The organism is Cohnella zeiphila (assembly GCF_014212055.1).
Taxonomy (GTDB): Bacteria; Bacillota; Bacilli; order Paenibacillales; family Paenibacillaceae; genus Cohnella; species Cohnella zeiphila.
In genome coordinates this window covers 33,406-57,805 of record NZ_JACJVO010000034.1, presented here as the reverse complement: position 1 = coordinate 57,805, position 24,400 = coordinate 33,406, and the positions used below count along the sequence as shown (strand labels likewise).

The 24,400-nt window shown below is 59.9% G+C and carries 25 protein-coding genes; 21 read left to right on the top strand and 4 right to left on the bottom strand.

Annotated elements, in window-relative coordinates:
* The first annotated feature begins 210 nt into the window (after nt 1-210).
* The 5 genes from H7C18_RS27130 (at nt 211) to H7C18_RS27110 (ending at nt 8,365) form a co-directional block, all read left to right on the top strand.
* Nucleotides 211-3,003: a right-handed parallel beta-helix repeat-containing protein gene (locus H7C18_RS27130; protein WP_185132262.1), complete on the top strand. Its 2,793-nt coding sequence runs from the start codon at nt 211-213 to the stop codon at nt 3,001-3,003.
* A 167-nt stretch (nt 3,004-3,170) separates the two neighbouring features.
* Nucleotides 3,171-6,992, top strand: a complete 3,822-nt coding sequence (locus tag H7C18_RS27125) for a glycosyltransferase family 39 protein (RefSeq protein WP_185132261.1) — start codon at nt 3,171-3,173, stop codon at nt 6,990-6,992.
* A 25-nt stretch (nt 6,993-7,017) separates the two neighbouring features.
* A complete protein-coding gene (locus H7C18_RS27120; protein WP_185132260.1) occupies nt 7,018-7,404 on the top strand; it encodes a winged helix-turn-helix transcriptional regulator in 387 nt (128 codons plus the stop codon).
* Between the two features lie 85 nt (nt 7,405-7,489).
* Nucleotides 7,490-7,786 (top strand): antibiotic biosynthesis monooxygenase family protein, encoded by a 297-nt coding sequence (locus H7C18_RS27115; protein WP_185132259.1) that lies wholly within the window; start codon nt 7,490-7,492, stop codon nt 7,784-7,786.
* Nucleotides 7,787-8,365, top strand: coding sequence for a TMEM175 family protein (locus H7C18_RS27110; RefSeq protein WP_185132258.1), 579 nt, complete (start codon nt 7,787-7,789; stop codon nt 8,363-8,365).
* Between the two features lie 16 nt (nt 8,366-8,381).
* Here the strand turns inward: H7C18_RS27110 and H7C18_RS27105 are convergent, their stop codons facing one another.
* The 3 genes from H7C18_RS27105 to H7C18_RS27095 form a co-directional block, all read right to left on the bottom strand.
* Nucleotides 8,382-8,981, bottom strand: a complete 600-nt coding sequence (locus H7C18_RS27105; protein WP_185132257.1) for a response regulator transcription factor — start codon at nt 8,979-8,981, stop codon at nt 8,382-8,384.
* A complete protein-coding gene (locus H7C18_RS27100) occupies nt 8,978-10,075 on the bottom strand; it encodes a sensor histidine kinase (RefSeq protein ID WP_185132256.1) in 1,098 nt (365 codons plus the stop codon). The genes H7C18_RS27105 and H7C18_RS27100 overlap by 4 nt, the downstream gene beginning before the upstream one ends.
* A gap of 129 nt (nt 10,076-10,204) precedes the next feature.
* Nucleotides 10,205-10,576 carry a DUF6069 family protein gene (locus H7C18_RS27095; RefSeq protein ID WP_185132255.1) on the bottom strand — a complete coding sequence of 124 codons (372 nt, stop codon included), beginning with the start codon at nt 10,574-10,576 and terminating at the stop codon, nt 10,205-10,207.
* Between the two features lie 162 nt (nt 10,577-10,738).
* Between H7C18_RS27095 and H7C18_RS27090 the strand changes: the two genes are divergently transcribed.
* From H7C18_RS27090 to H7C18_RS27060, 7 genes are all read left to right on the top strand, one after another.
* Complete coding sequence (locus H7C18_RS27090; RefSeq protein WP_202887523.1) at nt 10,739-11,245, top strand: MerR family transcriptional regulator; 507 nt, start codon at nt 10,739-10,741, stop codon at nt 11,243-11,245.
* Entirely contained in the window at nt 11,242-11,691 is a 450-nt protein-coding gene (locus H7C18_RS27085; protein ID WP_185132254.1) for an SRPBCC family protein, read from the top strand. The genes H7C18_RS27090 and H7C18_RS27085 overlap by 4 nt, the downstream gene beginning before the upstream one ends.
* Nucleotides 11,688-12,128: an SRPBCC family protein gene (locus tag H7C18_RS27080; protein ID WP_185132253.1), complete on the top strand. Its 441-nt coding sequence runs from the start codon at nt 11,688-11,690 to the stop codon at nt 12,126-12,128. Before H7C18_RS27085 ends, H7C18_RS27080 begins: the two co-directional genes overlap by 4 nt.
* Nucleotides 12,129-12,266: 138 nt before the next feature.
* Nucleotides 12,267-12,854 carry a TetR/AcrR family transcriptional regulator gene (locus tag H7C18_RS27075; protein WP_185132252.1) on the top strand — a complete coding sequence of 196 codons (588 nt, stop codon included), beginning with the start codon at nt 12,267-12,269 and terminating at the stop codon, nt 12,852-12,854.
* An 85-nt stretch (nt 12,855-12,939) separates the two neighbouring features.
* Complete coding sequence (locus tag H7C18_RS27070) at nt 12,940-13,386, top strand: DUF2269 family protein (RefSeq protein WP_185132251.1); 447 nt, start codon at nt 12,940-12,942, stop codon at nt 13,384-13,386.
* Nucleotides 13,387-13,443: 57 nt separating this feature from the next.
* Nucleotides 13,444-14,418 (top strand): aldo/keto reductase, encoded by a 975-nt coding sequence (locus H7C18_RS27065; RefSeq protein WP_185132250.1) that lies wholly within the window; start codon nt 13,444-13,446, stop codon nt 14,416-14,418.
* A 68-nt stretch (nt 14,419-14,486) separates the two neighbouring features.
* Entirely contained in the window at nt 14,487-15,017 is a 531-nt protein-coding gene (locus H7C18_RS27060; RefSeq protein ID WP_185132249.1) for a GNAT family N-acetyltransferase, read from the top strand.
* Nucleotides 15,018-15,064: 47 nt separating this feature from the next.
* Here the strand turns inward: H7C18_RS27060 and H7C18_RS27055 are convergent, their stop codons facing one another.
* The gene (locus H7C18_RS27055) at nt 15,065-15,832 is read right to left on the bottom strand and encodes an ArsR/SmtB family transcription factor (RefSeq protein WP_185132248.1); all 768 of its coding nucleotides are present in this window, start codon (nt 15,830-15,832) and stop codon (nt 15,065-15,067) included.
* A gap of 210 nt (nt 15,833-16,042) precedes the next feature.
* On the opposite strand from H7C18_RS27055, the gene H7C18_RS27050 reads away from it, so the two are divergent.
* The 9 genes from H7C18_RS27050 to H7C18_RS27010 all read left to right on the top strand — a co-directional run bounded on the left by H7C18_RS27050 (nt 16,043) and on the right by H7C18_RS27010 (nt 24,394).
* Nucleotides 16,043-16,591, top strand: coding sequence for an NADPH-dependent FMN reductase (locus H7C18_RS27050; RefSeq protein WP_185132247.1), 549 nt, complete (start codon nt 16,043-16,045; stop codon nt 16,589-16,591).
* A 74-nt stretch (nt 16,592-16,665) separates the two neighbouring features.
* Entirely contained in the window at nt 16,666-17,010 is a 345-nt protein-coding gene (locus H7C18_RS27045) for an ester cyclase (RefSeq protein WP_185132246.1), read from the top strand.
* 38 nt (nt 17,011-17,048) lie between these two features.
* Entirely contained in the window at nt 17,049-17,450 is a 402-nt protein-coding gene (locus H7C18_RS27040; protein ID WP_185132245.1) for an ester cyclase, read from the top strand.
* Nucleotides 17,451-17,583: 133 nt separating this feature from the next.
* Nucleotides 17,584-18,177, top strand: coding sequence for an AAA family ATPase (locus H7C18_RS27035; RefSeq protein ID WP_185132244.1), 594 nt, complete (start codon nt 17,584-17,586; stop codon nt 18,175-18,177).
* Between the two features lie 353 nt (nt 18,178-18,530).
* On the top strand, nt 18,531-19,688 hold the full coding sequence (locus H7C18_RS27030) for an ROK family transcriptional regulator (RefSeq protein ID WP_185132243.1): 1,158 nt from the start codon (nt 18,531-18,533) through the stop codon (nt 19,686-19,688).
* 27 nt (nt 19,689-19,715) lie between these two features.
* A complete protein-coding gene (locus H7C18_RS27025; RefSeq protein WP_185132242.1) occupies nt 19,716-20,720 on the top strand; it encodes an asparaginase in 1,005 nt (334 codons plus the stop codon).
* A 125-nt stretch (nt 20,721-20,845) separates the two neighbouring features.
* A complete protein-coding gene (locus H7C18_RS27020) occupies nt 20,846-22,429 on the top strand; it encodes a glutathione ABC transporter substrate-binding protein (RefSeq protein ID WP_185132289.1) in 1,584 nt (527 codons plus the stop codon).
* Between the two features lie 99 nt (nt 22,430-22,528).
* Nucleotides 22,529-23,449, top strand: coding sequence for an ABC transporter permease subunit (locus H7C18_RS27015; RefSeq protein ID WP_185132241.1), 921 nt, complete (start codon nt 22,529-22,531; stop codon nt 23,447-23,449).
* Between the two features lie 33 nt (nt 23,450-23,482).
* Nucleotides 23,483-24,394, top strand: a complete 912-nt coding sequence (locus tag H7C18_RS27010; protein WP_185132240.1) for an ABC transporter permease subunit — start codon at nt 23,483-23,485, stop codon at nt 24,392-24,394.
* Nucleotides 24,395-24,400 lie beyond the last annotated feature (6 nt).

Genomic DNA, 24,400 nt, shown 5'->3' with positions numbered 1-24,400 from the left:
CGGCGTTGCATTCTCCCGTAACTGGGGAGAAGCGGACGCCGGCAAGCTCCCTCGGACACGGCATCCCGCTCCGCGGGCCGGAGTGGGACAAACCGTCATCCTGTCCTGGGTGGGAGGTGGTGCCTATGCTTGCATGATGCGGAAAGGGTGAGTCTGTAACGGCTGTAACCTGCACACCGGCTACCAATCCGAAGAGAGGGAGGATTCATGATGTTGGCTGGCAAAACCATTCGCGTGACCCCAAGCCTGGCCTTGGCCATGGCGCTGCTTCTCGTCGTCGCTTCAGTCGTTCTGTTCCGTCCGGAAGCCGCTCGCGCCGCTTCAAGCTATTACGTGGCGACGAACGGAAGCGACAGCAATAACGGCACCTCTCTCAGCACGCCGTTCAAGACGATTCAGAAAGCGGCGAGCGTGGCGCAAGCGGGCGATACGGTATACATTCGCGGGGGAACGTACCGCGAGACGGTAACCCCTGCGAACAGCGGCACGGCAAGCAGTCCGATCACCTTCCAAGCCTATCAGGGAGAGAACGTGGTCATCTCCGGCCTGGATGCGGTCAATACCGCCTGGACGCAGTACTCGGGGAATATCTACTATACGAACTACGCCATGAATCTGGGAGACCAGAACGCGGTGTTCGTGAACGGCAGCAGCATGACGTATGCCAGGTGGCCCAACAAAACCGGAGCCAGCCCGATGACGAACGACGGGGCCGCCATGGACAGCGGAAGCCTGACCAGCATTACCGATGCCGACATGCCCAATCAGGCGTCCGGTTTCTATAATGGGGCAATCGTCTGGAGCATCTCGGCCGCCAAATGGACGGCGTGGGGAGCGACCGTTACAAGCAGCGGCAGCGGCACGGTCAACTTCACGATCCCGGGAGACATGGCAGACTATCTGAATCCGGGGGATACGACGAGAGGAGATCCGAACTACTATTATCTGGCCGGCAAGCTGGAGCTTCTGGACGCCGCCAACGAATGGTTCTACGATTCGACGGCCGGCCGATTGTACCTGTACGCTCCGGGCGGAGGCAATCCAGGCACCCAGACGGTGGAAGCCAAAGCCCGCATCCAGGCGATCGATCTGACGAGCAAGTCGTATATTCACATTAAAGGAATCAACATTACAGGCGCGGAGATGAAGATTACCGGGGACTACAACCTCGTGGACGGAATGAACGCGACCTACGTGTTCTCCCACAACGCCAGAGGCTTGACCCACACGCATCCCGTCGAGGACGACGGCATTCACATCATGGGCAGCAACAACACGATCCAGAACGGCACGTTCGCCTATAGCGACGGGAACATGTTCCTGGTCGACAAGGGAGCGAACAACCTCATCACGAACAACGTCATTCACGACGTCGACCGGAACGGCAGCTACGACGCTCCGTTCCGGCTGGAGAACAACTACAACGACGCGAGCTTCACGACGATGACCCACAACACGATCTACAATACCGGCCGATCGGCCATCCACTTCACGAGGCCCGGCTACTTCGAGTACAACGACGTTTCTCATACGAATATCGTTGCCGACGACGGAGCGGCCATCTACATGGGCGGCGATCTGAACGGATCCGTCACGGCCTACAACATCGTCCACGACATCTACTGGCAGAGCGGGTCCCGCGCCGGAGTAGTGCCGGGCATCTACATGGACGGCGGCACCTACAACGCTACGGCACATCACAACGTCGTCTACAACATCGGGCAGGACGCGCCGTTCCGGGTGAACGGGCCGGACAGCGGAGACTACCTGTATAACAACACGACCTACAATACGCCGTCCACCATGGTCGCCGGCTGCTGTTCCGCGTCTTTCACCGAGGACAACAACTTCCACGATCAGGCGGCCTCCAATTTCGTCAACGCGGCGGGCCACGACTTCCACCTTGCAGCCGGCTCCGGCGCGATCGACGCGGGCAGCGTGCATTCGCCCTGGACGGACGGGTATGCGGGGAGCGCGCCGGACAAAGGCGCTTACGAGTACGGCGGCACCGACTGGACCGCGGGCGTCACGTCCGGCACGGGGCCGACGCCTACTCCAACGCCAACGCCGACTCCGACGCCCACACCAACGCCAACGCCTACCCCGACGCCGTCGCCGGGAGGACCGGAGGGATACACGTTCTGCGCGAATGAGCACGATACGTGCGCCATTACCGGAACGAAAAGCGTAGCCTATGGCGCCGACGGCTCCTTCATTTACAAGACGCTGTCTGCCAGCTTTACCTGCGACAATGGAGTGTTCGGCGACGACCCGGCGGTCGGAGCGGATAAAGCTTGCTACGTTCAAGACACCACGACGCCTACGCCGACGCCTACGCCGACGCCTACGCCGACCCCAACACCAACACCAACACCGACGCCGACCCCGACCCCAACGCCAACGCCGTCGCCGGGAGGACCTGAGGGCTATACGTTCTGCGCGAATGAGAACGATACCTGCACCATTACCGGAACAAAGAACGTAGCTTATGGCGCCAACGGTTCGTTCCTGTATCAAACCATGTATACCAGCTTCACCTGCGACAACGGAGTATTCGGGGACGATCCGGCAGTCGGAGCGGATAAGGCTTGTTACACGCAAGATTCCTCGTCGTCGACATTGTATGAAGCGGAGGCGTCGGGCAACACGCTCGCGGGCGGAGCGGCTTCCTCGGCGTGCGACGATTGCTCGGGCGGGTACGACGTGAAGAACGTGGGCAACAATTCCGGCTCGCTGCAATTCAACAACGTCAACGCGGCCAGCGCCGGAACGAAGAGCATGGCCGTCTTTTACTCGAACGGCGATACGACCGACAGAGTCGGCCTGATGAGCGTGAACGGAGGAACGGCAACCTCGGTGAGCTTTCCTCCAACCGGTAGCTTCGATACGGTAGGCGCGATCACCGTCAACGTCGCGCTGAATGCCGGCAGCAATACGATCAAGTTCTACACCGACGCTGCGGGGGTCTGGGCTCCGGACTTCGATAAGATCGAGTTTTCCTAAAAAAGCATTGAGCCGCCGCGGCCAAGTAGAGTAAAATTGGATAATGCAGGAATAAAATGCGAGTTCCGTTGCAGCCGAGGCTCAGGCCACAAGAGCTGCAGCGGAACTTTCTTTCGTTCGCGGGACGGCAACGGACGATAAGGCCGCCTGTCAGGAGGACAGACGACATGAACTGGAAAAAAGTCGCATCCGCCATCTTGCTTATTTGCGCCATCCTCATAATGTCGCCGCTGGCTGCCCATGCGGACGGTTCCGATCCGCTGATCCGCAACGGAGGCTTTGAAGACGCCGCCTCTGCGGATTCCGGCGTCCCTTCCGGCTGGCTTCCGGATGTCTATCAATCGGACCCAGACGCGAGCAAGCTTACGCTGGAGCATGGGGATGCCCACTCGGGCAGCGCCTTCGTCCGCATTCGGAACCTTCAGCCGAACGATGCCAGATGGACCCAGACCGTCGCGGTCGAGCCGAACGCGACGTACCGCATCTCCGCCTGGACGAGAGTGCAGGGAGCCGGCGCGGACGGAATCGGCGCGAACGTGTCCGTCCTCGGCCTGATCGCGGTCTCCGCGGATCTCCGCGATACCGCGGGACAATGGCAGCGGCTCGAGCTGATCGGGACGACCGCGAGCGGCCAGCAGGAGCTGACCGTCGCCGTCCGGCTGGGCGGCTATGGCCGCCTGAATACCGGCATCGCCGACTTCGACGATGTGGCCGTCGAGAAGATTCAGCCGGCGGACGGCGGTATCGCCGGCGTTCCTCTCGGCACGGCGCCGGGCGCCTCCGCGGCTCCGCCATCGCCCGCCGCCCCCGCCGGGTATACCGGCTGGATGTGGGTCGGCGCGCTGCTGTTCGCCGGCTTGTTCGCGGCTCTGCTTCGCTGGCTTCGCGGCAGCGGAGGAGCTGCCGAGCCGCGAGCGGAACGGCCGAACCCGGCTGCCCGAACGAAGCTGCCGGTACTGGCGCAAGCGCAACCGTCGAACCCGGCCGCCCCAATCGCGCTGCCGATCCTGGTACTCGGAGCGGCCTTTCTTCTCCGCTGGTTCCTGGCTCCGCTCGTTGAAGGCCATCCGATCGACTTCATGGACTTCGCCGGTTGGGCGAATCGCGCTTATGCCGGGGGATTGGCCCATTTTTACGAAGGCGGCGTTTTCGCGGATTACCCCCCTGGCTATATTTACGTCCTGTATGTCGTCGGCTGGATCCAGCACGCGGCCGGGCTCGAACCGAACTCCGCGGCGCTCGTCCACCTGATCAAGCTGCCCGCCATGCTAGCCGATCTCGCCGTCGGCTGCCTGCTGTACCGCGCGGCCGGCCCGCGAACCAATCCGCGCGCGGCGCTCGTCCTCTCCGCGCTGTATGCGGCCAGCCCCGCCGTGCTGATCAACTCGGCGATATGGGGGCAGATGGACGCGGTGTTCACGCTGTTCGTCGTCCTCGCCGTGTCCGCGCTCGCCCGGAACCGAACCTCGAGCGCCGCCGTCTGGCTTGCCGTGGCGCTATTGATCAAGCCGCAGACGATCGTGTTCGCGCCGCTTGCCTTGTTCGCGCTGATCGACCGAAGGAGCTGGAAGCTCGCGGCGAGATTCGTTCTGTCCGGCCTGGCGACGTTCGTTCTGCTGCTGCTTCCGTTCTCCGAGCGCTTCAATCCGCTGTGGATCGTCGGCCATTACAAGGCGATGTTCGCGCAATATCCGTATACGTCTCTCAATGCGTTCAATCTATATGCGCTGTTCGGCTTGAACGGGAAGCCCGATACCGGCACCTTCCTGGGCTTGGCGTACAAGGCTTGGGACATACCCGTCGTCCTCGCCATTGCCGCTTTCTCGGCTTATCTTTATTTCAAGAGCAAAACGTCAAACAAGCTGATCTATATCGGAATGCTGACCTCTCTGCTTGTCTTTATGCTGAAGACGGGCATGCACGAACGATACGCTTACCCCGCCATGGCGCTGGCGCTCTTGAGCTACGCGCAGTTGAAGGATCGCAGAATCCTTTATTTGTTCGCGGGCCTCAGTCTGACCCAATTCGCGAATGCCGCTTACGTGCTGAGAAGCAGCCTCGGCCATGCCTATTACATCTCGAACGGCGACGGCTTCATGGTGCTGGTCTCGCTGGCCAACCTAATCTTGACTGCCTACGCCGTCAAGCTCGGAATCGAGCTGCTGGTTCGTCCGAAGAAAATGGACGCTTCCGGCGCCTTGTCCTTGAAGCGCGCGAGGGCCGAAGCGGGAGCGGGAGCCGAGGCGTCCGGGAAGGCGCAGGCGGCACCGCCGCCGGCGGACTCCGTTCCTCCCGTGAAGATGAAACGCCTGGACTGGCTGCTCGCGGGAGGGCTTACCCTTGTTTACGCCGTCGTCAGCCTGATCCACCTCGGCTCGTTCAGCGCGCCCCAAACGTTCTGGAAGGCGGCTGCGGCAGGGGACAGCGCCGTTGCCTCATTCGGCGAGGCCCGATCGGTCGGCAGTATTCTCTGGTACGGAGGACTGGGAAACGGCAGCTTCGCGCTCGACAAGTCGGACGACGGCGTCGCCTGGACTCCGGTCGCGACGCTTGCGATCAGCGACGGGACCGTGTTCCAGTGGCAGAAGACGCTAGCGTCCTTCGAGGCCCGATACGTCCGGGTCACGGCGGAGCAGCCGGCCGCGGCGCTCGGCGAGATCGGCTTCGAGGAGGCGGGGAGCGGGGCGCGCCTGCCCGTTCAACCGCAAGGGGAGGCCCCCGCCTTCGACGAACAGGGAACCGTTCCGCATAAGCCCTCCTATCTCAACAGCGCCTACTTCGACGAGATTTACCACGCGCGAACGGCTTACGAGAATCTGCATGGAATCGAAGCATACGAGACGACGCACCCCCCGCTCGGCAAGCTGTTCATGGCGGCCGGAGTCGCCGTGTTCGGCATGAACCCGTTCGGCTGGCGAATCGTCGGCACCTTGCTCGGCATCGGCATGATTCCGCTCCTGTACGCCCTGGGCCTGCGGATTTTCCGCCGGCGTCTGTTCGCTTTCTCCGCCGCTTTCCTGTTCGCCGCCGACTTCCTGCATTTCACGCAAACCCGGGTCGCGACCGTCGACGTGTACGGCGTGTTTTTCATCCTGCTGATGTACCTCTTCATGTATCGTTATACCGAGATGAACTTCTACCGGGTGCCGCTCTCCCGAACGCTGGTTCCATTGGGGCTGTCGGGCCTCTTCTTCGGCATCGGCGCCGCGTGCAAGTGGATCGGGTTCTATGCGGGGGCCGGGCTGGCCTTGATCCTGGCGCTGACCCTCTGGGAGAGATACAAGGAGTTCAAGGCGGCGGGCAAGACGAAGCTTCCGTTCGCAAGCAAGACGGGATGGACGCTGCTGTGGTGCGGCGCGTTCTTCCTGCTCGTTCCGGCGGGAATCTACCTGGCGGCGTATATTCCGTTCCTGAACCTGCCCGGACCGGGGCACGATCTCGCCGGCGTCCTGAACTACCAGAAGTTCATGTACGAGTACCATAGCGGGCTCGTCGCCACGAATCCGTTCTCCTCCAGCTGGTGGGAATGGCCGCTTCTACATAAGCCTTACTGGTACTATGCGGGGCAATCGCTGCCCGCGGGCAAAATCTCAAGCATCGTCGCCATGGGCAATCCCGCGGTCTGGTGGGCGGGAATCGCCGCCGTTCCGCTGACCTGCTACTATGCCTGGAAGCGCAGGGACAAGGCGATGGGATTCGTGCTGATCGCCTTGGCCGCCGAGTACGTACCCTGGATCGGCGTGAGCCGGTTGACGTTCATTTACCACTTTTTCGCCACGGTGCCTTTTATGATCCTGTGCATCGTCTACGTCTTGAGAGTCTGGTTCGAAAAAAGAGGCGCGGCGGGCCGCGGCTGGATCTATCTCTATCTCGGCATTGCGGGAGCGCTGTTCATCCTCTTCTATCCGGTTTTGTCGGGCATGGTCATCGACCGCTCGTATGCGGCCGACTTGCTGCGCTGGTCCAAAGGCTGGTACTTTTATTCTTGAGCCCGAAAGGAGTCGATGAGTCGCCATGAGCAAGTTGTATAACTGCCCGGTAGAAGTGACGTTGGATGCGATCGGCGGGAAGTGGAAGACCGTCATTCTCCGGTACTTGTCCAAGCAAACGCTGCGCTACAGCCAGCTGCAGCGCCGGATGCCGAACATTACCCAAAGAATGCTGACCTTGCAGCTGAAGGAGCTGGAAGCGGACGGATTGATTCGAAGGACCGTTTACGACGAGGCGGTCAAAAGGGTCGAATACTCTCTCACCGATTCCGGCAAAACCGTCGAGCCGATTCTGGAGCTCATGTGCGAGTGGGGAAAACGGCGGGCGCGCGAATTCGCATTGAAGGTCGCTTCGGGCGAATCGTGGAGCGGCGGAGTCCCTCGCGATCCGGAACGGGCCTGCGAACAATAATGTGCCGTATGTTGTTCTGAGCCTGTCTTCCGTATAATGAGGGGGGATCGGCCGATCTACTCGTTCCTATGGAGGCGGGATACCTATGGTAGTGGAGATCATTCGGTACGACATTGCGCCCGAAGCGGCGGATTCGTTCCTGCAGGCTTATCGGGAAGCGGGGGAGTACCTGACCCGTTCCGCGCACTGCTTGTCTTACGAGGTGCTGGGCGGCGTTGAAGAACCGAACCATTTTATCGTCCGAATCGAATGGGATTCCCTGGAGGGTCACCTGCAAGGGTTTCGTGCCGGGCCGGACTTTCAGCCTTTTTTTGCCAGAGTCAGACCGTTCTATTCCTCGATCCTGGAAATGAAGCATTACAGCGTCATGAGCCGGTCCTGAATGAGCAAAGCCCGAATGGAAGCGCTGAGCGACGGCGTGATCGCGATCGTCATGACGATTCTGATTCTGGAATTCAAAGTGCCGGAGATCGACGCTTCCGGGGGGGACATGGCGCTCGTACATGATTTCGTCCGGAGCTTGCCGTTGGTTCTCAGCTATATCATCAGTTTTCTGGTGTTGATCGTCTGGTGGATGTCGCATCATCAGCTGCTTCACGGCGTTCGATCCGTCGATCGCAGAACGATTCTGCTGAACGGGGCCTTTCTGATGTGCATCGCCTTCGTTCCTTACCCGACGGCGCTCATCGGAAGATATCCGGGCCTGGTCTTTCCCTCCGTCTTGTACGGAATTGTCGGCCTGTTCTGCGGGCTGAGCTATTATGGTCTGTATCATCACGTTCTGAGGAACAACGAGGGACATCCCTTCTCTGCGAACCGGAACGCGCTGGCGTTCCGGAATACGTGGCTGCATTTGACCGTATACGCGGTCGCCATCGGCGCCGCCTTCGTCTCCCCTTATGGCTCGATAGCCGTTTATGCGGCCATTCCGATCTATTTTTTCCTGAAGAAAAACGGATAGGACGGCTTTTAGGCAGCTACAGCCATCCTTTGCCTTGGGCGATGGCGACGGCGTCGATGCGGTTGCGGGCTTCCAGCTTCTGAAGGATTTCGGAGATGTAGTTGCGGATCGTGGCCGGGGACAAGAAAAGCAGCTTGCCGATCTCGGCGACGGTATGCCCATGCTGCAGCAGGCGCAGCACGTCGGATTCGCGCTCCGTGAGCGGGTTCGCCTCGTCCATCATCGAGAACGTCAGATGCGGGCTGAACATCCGGCGACCCGCGCGGATTTGCCGCAGCGCTTCGGCCAGCTCCGAGACGGGGGCGTCTTTTAACAGATATCCCCGCACGCCTGCGTTCACCGCCCGCTGGTAATATCCGCTCCGGGCGAACGTCGTGACGATGACGACGCTGCAGGCGTGTCCTTCCTTCTTCAAGATCTCCGCCACGTCCAGCCCGCTGAGCAGCGGCATCTCGATATCGAGAACGACCGCGTCAGGCTCCTGCGCGCGAACGAGCCTCAGCGCCTCCTCGCCGTTCTCCGCTTCGCCGACGATCTCGATGTCGCCTTCGAGCGACAGGAGCCGGCTGACGGCTCCGCGAAGCATTCCCTGATCTTCCGCGATCACGATTCTCATCCCGCACCCTCCATCGCGTTCGGCTTCCCGATCCTCGGCACCGTAATCGTCACGTTTGTTCCCCGTGCGCGATCGGAATTCCAATCCAGCTTGCCTTCGATTAACAGTAGCCGCTCCTTCATCCCGAGCAGCCCGTTCCCGAACCGTTCGAGCCTGCCGCGGTCCGAGGCCATTCCGCCGCCGTTGTCCTGCACGCTCAGAACATAGCTGCCGGGTTCCTCGCGAAGGAAGACCTCGCATCGGTCCGCTCCGCTATGCCGGACCACGTTGGTCACGCACTCCCGCAAGCACATGCCCAGGATATTCCGGACGACCGGTACGGTCTTCAAGGGACTGCCCAAGGCACCTTCGAAGGAGATGCCCGCGGAACGCAGAATTCCTTCCGCCTGCCGGAACTCTTCTTCGATGTCGATCGCCTGCATGTCGCTGACGAGCTCCCGCACCTGAAGCAGCGTCGCCCGCGTGATCCGCTGGACATCGCGCGCTTCTTCGGCCGCTTGATCCGGCTCCCGGGCGGCGAGCTTCTCGGCGAGCTCGCTCTTCAGGGCGATGAGCGACAGCTGATGGCCGAGCGTGTCGTGCAGATCCCGGGCGATCCGCCGGCGTTCCTCGTTCTTGACCATACGGGCGATCTCGGCGTTGGCGTCCCGGAGCTCCCCCTTCAGCTCGCAGGACCGACGGTACATGCGAAGATAGAACGGTAGGATCGCCACAGCCGCGATCAGGGGAAGCCAAGCATAGCTCCAAGGCACGGAGGCCCGTTCGCCGAACCAGAGAATCGAGCCGCAGAAGCAAGCCGCCATCGTCCCGGCCATGCCGGCGATCCGGCGGTAGGAGGGCAAGAGACTCATGCAGATGGCGGGATACAAGCCGAGGCTTAACAGCCATGGGGACTCGAGGACCCCCATGAAGAAGAGGGCGGCGATCTGAGCCGCGATAGACCATTCTCGCCCTTTCGCCGCTATATGGCTTTGCCGGTAGGCGGCCACGAACGCGGCGAAAAGCGCCAGCTCCGGCCATGCCGGACGCAACGGGATCAGGAACACGTAGACGAACGGGACAACCAATGGCGCGAGCATCAACCATTTTCTCATCCTATCGCTCCTACACTTTAATGGGCCTCGCGGCGGGCCGGACGGATCAACCTGCAAGCGTCGAACTCGAAGGGAGCCCGCTTGGGGATATTGTAACTTAACGCGGGGGCGAAATGGAGCGCGAGTTTTTTATCTCCGCATCCGCCGCAGCCGAAGGGGGATGAGAACGATGGACACCGTCACCACGACCGAGTGAACCGGTCCGGCGACGTCCCCGATCTGCGGCTCTTGCGGGTAAGCCCAGTCCATCAGCGACAGCAGCGTGGCAATGGCGATCGCGATCGCGGCGTAAATCAAGCCGGGACGGGATGTCTTGCGGCGAAGCAAAGCATATAGCCACGCGCCGGCCAGATTGACCAGAACGGATACGGCCAGGATGGAGACAGGGTTCAATTGCTCGAAGCGGAATCCCGTTATCGCGATCATCAAGTAAAACATGGCGATTCCGGCAACGCCCGAGAGGACGCCGACGTACAAGCCGGTCAGCCAGATTTTTTTCATGTCCGGCACCTACCTTCGTTTTCGTCCAGCATAAGGGAAGGAGGAGGCGGGTTGAAGTGACGAATATCATTTTTTTGCAAAAAGATGCTTGAACCTTACGTGACGTAAGGTTTTATAATAAGGCTACCGGTAAACAGCTGGCGAACCAGAACGGAGATGATTATGAAAAGCTTATGGAAGGTCGGGGATCTCGCCAAAATGACGGGACTCACGGTGCGAACCTTGCGATTTTACGATCAGATCGGGCTGTTCTCTCCGTCCGGCCAGACGGAGTCCGGCCATCGGCTGTACGATGAATCGGACTTGGCGCGCTTGCACCAGATTCTGTCGCTGAAGGAGCTGGGCTTGTCGCTCGAGGAGATCCGTTCGGTTCTGGCCGGCGGGCAGGTCAGCCCGCTCGAGATCGTGGGCCTGCAGATCGGACGGATTCAGGAGCAGATCCGGATGCAGCAGTCGCTGCTGGACCAGCTTCGGCACGTGTCCAGGCGGATGCAGGGCAAGGAGGAAGTGACGGCCGAGCAGTTCGCAAGTCTTCTGCAGGCCATGAAGATGGAGTTTAAGAAGCCGGTTCTCGAACGGCAGAAAAGTTGGGAACAGAATTTGAACCGGCTCGGGAATTTTCTGATCGATAAAGGCGATGCGCCCAAACCAGAGGAGGAATCATCTTGAAAGAACGATTCGTCAAACACGCTACTTTCGTCGTCGAGCGGACGTATTCCGCATCCCCTGAAAAGGTATTTGAGGCATGGTCCGATCCGGTAGTCAAAGCCCGATGGTTTTCGAAAGCGGACGTCTTCGATTTTCGCGTCGGCGGACGCGAGGGCAGCAAGGGAGGGCCTCCGGGAGGACCGGTCTTCACCTTCGACGCAATCTACCAGGAGATCGTTCCGGAAGAGCGCATCGTCTACACGTACACCCTGGATATGGACGATACGCGCATTTCCGTCTCCGTTACGACGGTCGAGCTGGTCAAGCTGGATGGCGGAACGAAGCTGATCTTCACCGAGCAAGGCTCGTTCTTCGACGGGCACGACACGCCGGAAATGCGGGAGCACGGAACCAAAGAGATGATGGACGCACTGGGCAAGCTGCTGGAACAAGAGGGACAAGCATGATCGTCGGAGAAAAGGAAATCTTATCTGTGCGCGTGTTCGACGCCCCGAGGGAGCAGGTATACGAGGCGTGGTCCAACCCCGAACGGCTCGCCCGTTGGTGGGGGCCGAACGGCTTCACGAATACGTTCGACGCGTTCGATTGGAGACCGGGCGGCGACTGGAAATTCACGATGCACGGACCGGACGGCGTCGATTACCCGAACCATAACGTGTTCGTGGAGATGGTGCCGTTCGAGCGGATCGTGCTGGATCATGTGGTCAGCCCCGAGTTCCGGGTGACGGCCACGTTCGAGAACGCGGAGGGTGGAACCAAGCTCTCTTTCCGTCAACAATTCAAGCATGCGGAGCAATTCGAGCCTATCAAGGAGATCTGCAACGACGGCAACGAGCAGAACTTCGACCGTCTCGGCGCGGTGCTTGCGGAGCTGTCCGCCTGAAGCCTCCGCGGTCGGAAGTCGCCGCCCCCGACTCTCTCCGAGGAGAGCGGGGCGGCGATTTTTTTGGCTTGACTTCGATTTCCTATCAATGTTATATTTCTGAATAAGGTTAGATTACTGAACGAGGGAGGTTTATCCATGAATCGACGCGAGCGGCATAAGCAGGAGCTTCGGCAGCGAATCGTCTCCGCGACGAAGGACATCGCGTCCGAGGAAGGCTGGCAGGGCATCACGATCCGGAAAGTGGCCGAAAGGATCGAATACAGCCCGCCGACGATCTATGAGCACTTCGAGAACAAAGAGGCACTGCTTTTCGAATTGCTGAAGGACGGCTTTCAGGAGCTTTACCTCGATCTGGCCAAGGCGAAAGAGCAAACGAGCGGCGGAACGCCGCAGCAAGCGCTGCATGCGGTCGCCCGGGCCTACTGGGCGTTTGCCTTCCGGGAGCCGGAACTGTACGCCATTATGCTCGGTCTGGGAGGAGTGTCGTTCGGCACGCCGGAAACTCCCGAGGAGCCGGTACGGGTGTTTTACCTGCTGCTCGATCTCGTGTCGGCTTGCCTGCGCATCGAGACGGACGATCCGGACGGAGAAGTCGATCTATTCTGGAGCAATCTGCACGGAATGATCTCGCTCACGATTCAAGGGCGGATGAAGGGCGGACAGGAACGCGCGGAGGCGCTGGTCGAGAAAATCGTCGAGCGGTATGTGAAGGCTTGGGGATAGCGTCTCCTCTTTTTTTTTCAGCAAAATATAACGTTGTTAGAAAATTGAACTGCGATAAATTCAAATTTGAAGGAGGATGTTCATTATGTATCTTTATCTTTTGTTCATTCACATTCTTTCCGCCATGGTCGCGATCGCCGCCGCCATCGGGTATCCGCTCGTCATGAGCGGCGCCCGCACGGTAGGGCAGGCAAGATTCGGGCTCGGTCTGCAGGAGAAGCTGGCCGTTCTGCCGAAAATCGGCGGCACGCTGCTGCTCCTCTCCGGTCTGGCGTTCGGCGTGCAGCAGACGTATCTGTTCCGGGAAACGTGGTACTGGCTCTCCATCGCCTGCTTCCTCGTCATTCTCGCCATCATGGCCGTCCTGCTTCCGATCGGGCTGAAGCGGCAGCAGCAGGCATTGTTGCAGCAGACGCAAGACGATACGCTGCCGGACGCCTATCGGCGAAGCCGCAGGCAATCGTTCCGACTGGAAGGCATCGCCCTGCTGTTCGTGGCGATCTCCCTGCTGCTGATGGTGTTCAAGCCTTGACCCGGTTATGCTAAAATAAGGGTTCCATAGTCCCCAGGTTAGGAGCGATTCACGCACATGGAATACCGTCGTCTCGGCAGAAGCGGTCTGGAAGTGTCGGCGCTCGGGTTGGGCACGAATTCGTTCGGCAAGCGCGCGGACGAAAGCACGTCCATCCGGATTGTTCATCAGGCGCTGGACAGCGGAATTAACTTTATCGATACGGCCAACATCTATGCGGGCACCGAGTCGGAGCGGATCATCGGGCGGGCGCTCGAAGGGAAGCGCCGCCTCGCCGTGCTGGCGACCAAGGCCGGGCTGGTCAAAGAGCCGGGGCCGAACGGCCGGGGCTCGTCGCGGTATCATCTGCAGCGTGAGCTGGAAGAGAGCCTTCGTCGGCTGAACACGGATTACGTCGACCTGTACCAGATTCATACGTTCGATCCGCTTACGCCGCTGGAGGAGACGCTGCGGACGCTCGACGACATGGTCCGCGCGGGGAAGGTGCGCTACGTCGGCGCCTCGAACTACGCGGCATGGGAGCTCATGAAGGCGCTCGGCATCAGCGACCGGGCCGGGCAGGTCCGCTATGTCTCCACGCAGACCAGCTATTCGCTCGCGGACCGCACGCCGGAGCGGGAGCTTGTTCCGATGTGCCTGGACCAGGGGGTCGGCATCATCCCGTATTTCCCGCTGGCCGGAGGCATTCTGAGCGGCAAGTACGCGGCGAAGGACGCCGCGCCGCCCGGATCGCGGGCGGACAAGGATCCCGGCTTCGGCCGCTTCCTGAACGACCGCACGGTCTCGCTCGGGCAGGAGGTCGGCCGGCTGGCGGCGGAACGCGGGCTAACCCCGAGCGTCCTGTCGCTCGCTTGGCTCCTGTCCAGGCCGGCCGTTTCGACCGTCATCGTCGGCGCGACCGGAACCGGGCAGCTGGAGGAAAATCTGCGCAGCCTCCAGGTGCGTCTCGACGCGGATCTCGCCGGCAAGCTGGAGGAGATCAGCGACTCGTTCCGGCTGGGCGAGCCGTTCGCGACCTATCGGCTGACCTGATCCTGCCCGGTATGACCGCGGCATGACACGGGCTCTTTTTCCCTGAGAACTCTTTCGGAGGTGCGGGCATGATCCATCTGGAGACGCCGAGATTGCGGCTGCGCGACTGGGAAGAGGCGGATGCGGAGCCATTCCGCCGGATGAACGCCGACGAAGAGGTCATGAAGTATTTTCCCAAACGATTAACCGGCGATGAGACCGAAGCTTTCCTTCGTTCGATTCTCTCCGAGTTCCGGGAATGCGGATACGGGCTGTATGCCGCGGAAGCGAAGGAGAGCGGGGAGTTTATCGGGTTCATCGGCTTTCACCGGGCCGCGTTCGAGGCGGACTTCACGCCGTGCACCGAGATCGGTTGGCGATTGAAGAAGGAAGCCTGGGGCAAAGGGTATGCGACGGAAGGGGCGCAGGCTTGTCTGCGACACGGCTTTGGATTGCTGGGATTTCGCGACGTCTACAGCTTTACGGCCGAGCTGAACCGTCCGTCCTGGAACGTGATGAACAAGGTCGGGATGCGGTTCCTGCGGTTTTTCGAGCATCCGAGGGTAGAGGCGGACAGCCCGCTGCGCCGGCATGTGCTGTATCATATCGGCGCGCAATAGCCGCCTTCGAACGAAAGCCCCTTCCGGCCGGAAGGGGCTTTCTTACGTTACTCGCCGGTCAGCGTGGAGCCTGTCTCCAGAAAGGTTTTCATGCCGGAAAGGACGATCGGCAAGCCGTTCTCGAGAATGCCGGCCGTGCGGGCGGCGTTCTCGAATTCGTCGTGCACGACGGTGACGAGCGTGACGCCCGGGAGCTCGGCATGGGGATCGATCTCCCAGGTTATGCGCGACGGGGCGTCGCCGGCGGCATCCGGGATGACCAGAAACCGCCAGCTCATCGCCAGCCGGTTCGGGGCGGTCAAGGCGAGAATCTTGCCTTCCGCCTTCTTCTCGCCGTCCACGCACCAAAGCTCGAACGGGGCGCCGACTTCCCAGGTCGACCGGACGGAACAATGGAACCAGAACTTCGAAGTTTTGTCCGGATCCGTGAGCGCCTGCCATACTTGCTCGGGTGTCGCCTTAATCGCGATGCGATTGACGTGCCGGGTATGGTTTGCCACGTTTGTCTCACTCTCCAATTCGTCCTGAAGGGATGTTAGGGCCATCGCCCAATGCTCGGAAAATTTGCTCACCCACCGTTCGTAAATCTGGCGAATGGGGACCGTGTTGAGATAATGCAGCTTCTCCCGGCCTACCTTGCGGGTGGTGATGAGGCCGGCTTCCTCCAGAATGTTCAGATGCTTCATGACGCCGAACCTCGACATCTCGAGCGGCGCGCATAATTCATTCAACGAGCGGCCGTCCGACGCATGGAGCAGGTCCAGCAGCGTGCGTCGGCTGGGGTCGGCGAGCGCCTTGAAAATATCGTTGTCCATCCCGGTCTCATCTCCCCTCTCCAGGATCGCAATAAAGTCTCTTGACACGTGACTTAATGGTAACGTATTATGAGGGTATGAAAGGTGACCATATAGACACATGTTACCACAAAACTTCCGGCTTGTCAGCCGGAGGCAGCCGGGCCGCACATCTGTCTATACGGCAAGGACGCCGAAACGGCGCAAAAAAAACGAAAGGTGATGACCCGAATGAAATTGGCATTGATCGCAGGCAGCAATCGCAAAAACGCTTCGAGCACGATTCTGCTCCGGTACGTCGAACGCGTGCTCGCCTCCCGGAACATTGAAGTCGCTTTCGTAGAATTGGCTGAACTGCCGCTCCCGTTGTACTCGCCCGATGACGCCATCCACCCGAACGCTCTGACCCTGCGTCAAGCCGTAGAGGATGCGGACGGCCTGATTCTTGCGACTCCCGAGTACCACAACTCCGTGTCGGGAACGCTCAAGAACGCCTTGGATTATCTGGACATCGGCCTGGTCAAAGGAAAGCCGGTACTCTCCGTCAGCTCCGCCGGAGGCCCGATCGGATTCGGCTCGCTGCAGCATCTGCAAGGGATCGTTCGCGGACTTCACGGCGTCAATTGCCCGGAATGGATCTCCATCGGCTACGGTTCCAACGCGTTCGGGCCGGACGGCGCTCCGGCCGACGAAGGAGTGAGCATCAGGATCGAGGGAGCGGTCAAGGAATTGACGGATATGGCTCGGGCGCTCGCTCCTCTGGCCGCGGAAGCGATCTGACGGCGAGAAATGTCTTATTTTTTTAACTAATAGGTTACCTAATGGTAACATTAATAAAGAGGAGATGAATCGCGATGAAAACCAAAGAACGGCAAAACGCGGAAACGGTCGGCGCTTTTATCGAAGCTTTATGGAACGACGGGAAGCTGGAGTCCACGGATCAATTTTTCTCCGGCCAGATCGGGGAGGCTTTCTCGGACCGCAGCTATGAGCTGGAGGACGTGTTTGCGGAAGAGGACAAAGCGACGGCACGGATCATCATCACGGGCACGCACACGGGAACGTTCGCGGGCCATCCGCCCACCGGCAAGACCGTCCGTATTACGCAATTCCGGGAATTTCGCTTCTTGGACGGCCAGACGGTCAGCCAGCGCGGCTGGTTCGATACCGGAACGCTTCTGCCCCAGCTTCAGGCTTGATCCCATTCGATTCTTATTTGAAAAGGAGATGCTAGCGCATGAATGCGACGGAACGGCAAAACAAGGATACGGTGCTCGCGTTTGTGAAAGATTTCTGGAACCGCAACGACTTGGACTGCCTCGACGCTTATTTGACGGACGATTACCGGGAGCTTTCGTACCAGTCCCGCGACGGGCTCAAGCAGTTTGCCGCCAAAATCCTGGAGGCGTTCCCCGATAAGCAATATGCGGTGGAGGATGTGATCGCCAAGGACGACAAAGTGCTGGTTCGGATGACGGTAAAGGGGACGCATCGAGGAATATTCTTCGGGACCGAGCCGACGGGCAACACGATCGACGTCACTTTGTACCGCCAGTATCAGCTCGTGGACGGCAAGATCGCCGAGCACCGCGGCTGGATCGACATGGTGACGATGTGGAGCCAGATCAAGGGACGATAAGAGAACCCGGCACGCAACCGGCCCCGTTTTCGAACGTCTAATCGTTTAAGCGAATCGCCCCGAACCTCGCGTTCGGGGTTTTTGTTTAGATCAGGACGGCCGCTTGAGCGGCCGGCTGCGGAGGGGAAGCGGCTTGATCATTTGGCTGAACGGAGCTTTCGGAGCGGGCAAGACGCAGACGGCGTACGAGCTGCATCGCAGATTGCCGAATTCACATGTGTTCGATCCGGAGAACGCCGGCTATTACATTCGCAAGAACGTGCCGAAGGAAGCGGCGCGGCCGGACTTCCAGGACTACCGGATGTGGCGCGAGATCAATTACGCGTTCCTGAAATATCTCGACCAAGAGTACGGGGGCACGCTGATCGTTCCGATGACGGTCGTCAGCCCCGCGTACTTCGCTGAGATTGTCGGCCGCCTCCGGGCGGATGGCGTCGTCGTTCAACACTTCGCGCTGTGCGTGACGAAGGAGACGCTGCTGCGGCGGCTGCGTTCGCGGGGAGAGCGGAACAGCTGGGCGGTTCGGCAGATCGACCGCTGCATCGAGGGGCTTGCCGACGAAGCGTTCCGCGATCATCTGCAGACGGACGACCTGACGATTCCCGCCGTGGCGGAGACGATCGCGGCGCGTCTCGGGCTGGATCTGCAGCCGGACCGCCGGAGCGGACTGGCCCGATTCAAAGACCGGATCCTGACCCAGATCCGGCATATTCGCTTTTTCCCATAGCATCAAAGCTGACACGGCAGCGCCTGCCGCCCCTGTCTGCGGCTCCGCCGTCGTGTCCCCTTCAAGCTCTTTGCACTTTCGTGTTAGGTTTACGTCAATTAATATAAATCCTCGGTAAATCCATTCCTCGAACACCCAAATGGAAACGCATTCCTAAGTCGGCCCAACTTTTTTTGTCGAAAACTGTGTCACCTATATTGACACTACTGTAATTTGTCTTTAATATAATATCATCAATGGAGAAAATAAGAGGTTTTTCGCACCGAACTTGTCGATAATTGCGGGTTATTTCTGGTATTAGTGTTGTTTAAGGAATTAATTTCTACACTGGTGAAATTAATTGGGAGATGCCTATGGAGAAGCACGATCAAGGGTTTATGCGGAAGCAGAACAAGCTTACGGTGTTCGAAATTATCAAAAACCATCAGCCGATCTCGCGCGCTACGATCGCCAAGATGACCGGCATGAGTCCGACGACGATAAGCCGGATCGTCGGGGAGCTCACGGAGCAGGGCTACTTGCGGAACTCGGACCAGATCTCGGGAGGGCTGGGCCGGAAGTCGACGCTGCTGGGCATGGCGAATGCCTCGGTTCTCTCCGTCGGCGTCGAGCTGGACCGCAGCGTGATGAGCGTCGGGATCGTCGATCTCCAAGGCAAGCTGGTCGCCAGCGGCAAATTCGATCGGACGCCCGACGAGAGCCCGGACCGGACGATCGTCCGGATCGGCGAAGCGATCGATGGGCTGGCTAAGCGGGAATCGATCGACATGACTCGCATCGTCGGCATCGGCGTCGGCCTTCCGGGCATCGTGAACAATGACGAAGGCGTCGTCGTCTTCTCCGTTCAGCTCGGCTGGAAGGACGTTCCGCTGGCCGAGAAGCTGAAGGAAGTGACCGGCTACGAGATCGCGGTCGACAATGAGCTGAAGGTAAGGGCGCTCGCCGAGCATCTGAAAGGGGCGGCGGCCGGATCGACCCGTACCGCGCTGCTGGGCTTCGGCCACGGCGTCGGCTCCGCGATTATTCTCGAAGGAGAGATTTATCGCGGCGTCATGAACAGCGCCGGGGAGATCGGGCATACGACGGTCGATCCGAGCGGCATGATGTGCGAATGCGGCAAGGCCGGCTGCCTGCAGACGTATATCAACATCAACTCTTTGCTCGCGGAAGCCAATCGCATCCGCCCGGTCGGCACCATCGAAGAGCTGTTCGAAGCGAGGCGGGCGGGAGAGCATTGGGCGGTTCACCTGATCGAGCGGGCGTTCATGTACATGGCCATCACGATCAACAACGTCGTCTGCATGTACAACCCCGACAGCGTCATTCTGAGCGGCGAGCTGGTAGACAAATTCCCAGAGATTTACGACGAAGTTCAGCAGCTGTACTTGTCGCGCTATGTCTGGATGCCGCTTCGCGGCTCGTTCTCCTTCCTTCGTTCCCAGTTGGACGAGAGAGGCGTCATGATCGGATCGGGACTGCTGTCGCAAAATCGTTTTTTCGCCTTGGAATAGAGAGCTTATCACGGGGGAGGCAAGGCCATGGGATTTACGAAGCTGGTGGAAGAATTCCGGGGCGGCGTGCTGGAGAACGTGCATTACGGCGCGGTCTGCGTCGTGGACGAGCAGGGCCGCGTCCTGTACCGGGCGGGCGACCCGGAGCATCTGACGTTCCTGCGTTCCGCCGCCAAGCCGTTTCAGGCGATTCCCGCGATGAAGCGGCGCATCGACCAAGTATACGGGCTGACGGGACCGGAGACCGCGATGTTCGCCGCTTCGCACCGGGGCGAAGCTTATCATATCGAAGCGCTGGAATCGATGTTTCGGAAAATGGGGCTGAGCGAGGACGATCTCCACTGCTGCGCGAGCTACCCTCTGAACGAGGACGCCAAGGCCGAGCGGATTCGCAACCGCGAGCCGAAGCGCAGACTGTTCCATAACTGCTCCGGCAAGCACGCCGGGCTGATGGGCCTTAGCAAGCACATGGGCTGGGACGTCAAGACCTATTACGAGCCCGAACACCCGGTTCAGCAAGAGATCGTAGAAGCGCTGGCTCGCCTCTCGGAAGTTCCGAAGGAATCGATCGCGTCCGGCATCGACGGCTGCGGGCTGCCGATCTTCGCGCTTCCCCTGCGCAACATCGCGCTCTCTTACCTGAAGCTGGCTTGTCCCGATCGGATCGAAGACGCCGATACGAGGGAAGCGGCCGCCGAGATCGCGAAGCGAATGAACGATCATCCGGACATGATCGCGGATCGGCAATTCGTCTGCTCGGCGCTGCTGAAGGACGACAATCTGGCGGCCAAGGGCGGAGCCAAAGGCGTTTACGGCATCGGGCTTCGCAAGGAGCGAATCGGAATCGCGCTCAAGGTGTCCGACGGCTCCGAGCTGGTCTGGCCCTGCATCATCGCTTCGATTCTGGAGCTGCTCGGCTACGGCAATCGGGAGACGATCGACCGGCTGTACGCGCTTGTTCCGAACGAGATTCGCAATGACGGCGGCACGCCGGTAGGCGAACGAAGAGCCGTTTTCCAGTGGGAAGGCTGAAGAAGGCAAACTGCGGGAGTAACCTCCTAATCGTCCCAGGGAAGGCAGACGAGGAGCTATTCTAATAATCATCATGAAGAGGAGTGTTGGGTTTGAAGACGAAGAGGAAGTTCTGGCTGTCGTTTATGCTGCTGGTCATCGTGGCGGTCATCGCCGCGGGCTGCGGAAGCAATTCGAACAACAACGGCGCGGCAAGCGGCGGAAGCTCGTCCGCATCCCCGAGCCAGACGACAGAGACAAGCTCGGGCGCAAGCGGCAAAGGAATCACGATCGCGATCAACACGAACATCATCACGCTGGACCCGCATAACGCCAGCGACACGCATTCGATCAGCGCGGCCCGCACGATGTACGAAGGGCTGCTGGGCTTCGACGAGAACATGAACCTGATTCCCGTACTCGCCTCGGACTATAAGATCAGCGACGACGGCCTGACCTATACGTTCACGCTGCGCGACAACGTCAAGTTCCATGACGGCACCGACTTCAATTCGGCGGCGGTCAAGGCGAACATCGACCGCATCCTCGACGAGAAGAACAACCTGAGATTGCGCAAGAGCTTCCTGAAAGTGGCCAAGGTCGAGACTCCCGACGACAAGACCGTCGTCTTCACGCTCAGCGAGCCGTATAACGCGTTCCTGAACAAGGTCGCGATGGCCGGCATGATCAGCCCGAAGGCGATCCAGGAAGAGGGAGCCGACATCGCGAAGAAGCCGGTCGGCACGGGCCCGTTCGTGTTCAAGGATTGGACGCAGGGCGACCGTCTCGTGGTGGAGAAGAACCCGAACTACTGGCAGCAAGGCCTGCCGAAGGTAGCGAGCGTCACGTTCCGTTCGGTGCCGGAGAACGGCTCCCGGATCGCGATGCTGAAGACCGGCGAAGCGGACTTCATCTATCCGATGCCGACCGAACAAGTGTCCCAGGTCGAAGGGGACAAGAACATCACGATCGACAAGACCGAATCGACGATCGTTCGCTACGTGACGCTGAACACGACCAAAAAGCCGTTTGACGACGTCAAGGTGCGCCAAGCGCTCAACTACGCCATCGACAAGGATGCCTATATCAAGGTCGTCAAGTCGGGACTGGGCGTCAAGCTGAATTCCACGATGTCTTCGAAAACGCAGTACTATTCCGAACAGCCGGGTTACGATTACGATCCGGAGAAAGCGAAGCAATTGCTGGCCGATGCCGGCTATCCGAACGGCTTCAATGCCGAGATCTGGGGCGAGAACGACTCCGAGACGATCAAGGGCATGCAGTTCATTCAACAGCAGCTGGCGCAGATCGGCGTCAAGCTGGACGTGAAGTCGATGGAAGGCGGCACGCTGTCCGACATGATCAACTCGGCGAAGACGCCCGAAGAATCGAAGATCCAAATGTGGTATGTCAGCTGGTCGCCTTCTTCCGGCGACGCGGACGGCGCGACGAGAGGGCTGTTCAGCAGCTCGATGTTCCCGCCGGCCGGCTCCAACACGGCGTATTACAAGAACGACAATGTCGACAAGTGGATCGAAGACGCGAACAAGGCGACCGATCCGGAGAAAGCGAAGTCGATCTACGCCGACATTCAGAAGACGATCTGGCAGGACGCTCCGTGGATGTTCATGGGCGTGGACCAAATCATCTCGGGCAGCCGATCGAACCTGAGCGGCGTCAAGGTATTCCCGGACGGCTCCATCAACGTTCTGAACGCCGAAGTCAAATAATCGATCGTCAAGGCTAAGTCTCAAAGCAAAGGGGCCGCTTCTATAATTCGCCGAGAAGCGGCTTCCTTCTTGTTGGCGAAACGGAAGGAGGCTTATGAATTGGGAAGATACGCTTTGCAAAGGCTTCTCGGAGTCATTCCGCTGCTGTTCGTCGTCTCCGTGCTCGTCTTCCTGTTCATTCATCTGATCCCGGGCGATCCGGCCCGCCTGATTGCCGGGAAAGACGCGACGCTGGATGAAATCCAGGGCATCCAGAGACAGCTCGGACTCGACCAGCCGCTGTGGCGGCAGTACATCGACTACATGGGCAACACCCTCAGAGGCGATCTCGGCAACTCGATCCGATCGGGTCTCCCGGTGACCGATCTGCTGGGCAGCAGCATCATGCCGACCGTCTGGCTGACGCTCCTGAGCATGGCGTGGGCGCTGATCATCGGACTCCTGATCGGCATGGTCTCCGCAGTCTATCACAATCGGTGGCCGGATTACGTCGGCACGCTGGTGTCCATCTCGGGCATGTCCATCCCCGGCTTCTGGCTCGGGCTCGTGCTGATTCAAGTGTTCTCGGTGGAGCTCGGCTGGGTGCCGACCGGCGGCGTCGATACGTGGAGGTCCTATATCATGCCGTCGCTGACGCTGGGAGCGGGCATCATGTCGATGATCGCGCGCTACTCGCGATCGTCCATGCTGGAGACGATGCGGGAGGATTACGTCCGAACCGCCCGCGCCAAGGGCTTGCGGGAATACCTGGTCGTCGGACGGCACGCGCTGCGCAATTCTCTTATTCAGGTCGTGACCGTGGCCGGCTTGCAGTTCGGCTTTCTGCTCGGCGGCTCCGTCATGGTGGAGACCGTATTCAGCATCCCCGGCATCGGCCGGCTGCTCGTCGATTCGATTCTGTACCGGGACTACACCGTCATTCAAGCTTTGCTGTTGATATTCGCCGCGCAGTTCATTCTGATCAATCTGCTCGTGGATTTGCTGTATGGCGTGCTTAATCCGAAGATCAGGTATTCCTGAACCGGCCGGCAAGCTTTGTAGAGGAGGGACAGTATGAGTGGCAATTCCATCGGAATGGGAGCCGGCGCTCCGTTGCCCGCCGAGGCTCTGGCCCCGGAGAAGTCCAAGGGCCGAGCCCGTGCGTTTTTCCGCAAGTTTTGCAAACAACGTTTGGCCTTGATTGCGGCCTGCTTCATTATATTGCTGTTTATCGTCGCGGCATTCGGTCCGTTCTTGACGCCTTATAATCCCGATACGCCCGATTACGATGCGTTGATGAAAGGACCGTCGGCCGCGCACTGGGCGGGAACCGACGAATACGGCCGCGACATCCTGAGCCGCCTGATCGACGGCACCCGGCTGACGATGGCCGTCAGCCTCAGCTCCGTGCTCATCGCGGCGGTATTCGGCACGATTCTCGGCTTGCTCAGCGGTTTTTACGGCGGGTGGTGGGATCGGCTGATCATGCGGGGCAGCGACGTGCTGTTCTCGTTCCCCGACCTGCTGCTGGCGATCGGCATCGTGGCCATACTCGGCCCGGGCTTGTCCAACGTCGTGATCGCGGTCGCCGTATTCGGAATCCCCTCGTTCGCCCGTATTATCCGAAGCGTCACGCTGTCGGCCAAGCAGACGCTGTTCGTCGAGGCGACGCGGTCCATGGGCGCCAAGAACAGCCGGATTATCTGGCGCCACATTTTCCCCGAGACGCTGTCCAGCATCATCGTGAACGTATCGATGCGGATCGGCGGAGCCATTCTGGCGGCCGCCTCGCTCAGCTTTCTCGGCATGGGCGCGAAGACGACGGAACCCGACTGGGGAGCCATGCTGAGCATGGGGCGCGACTATTTGAGCATCGCTCCGCACATCGTCTACTTCCCGGGCTTGACCATCTTCCTGGCCGTGCTCGCGTTCAACCTGGTCGGAGACGGCCTGCGCGACGCCCTGGATCCGAAGACCAAAAACTAAGGAGGG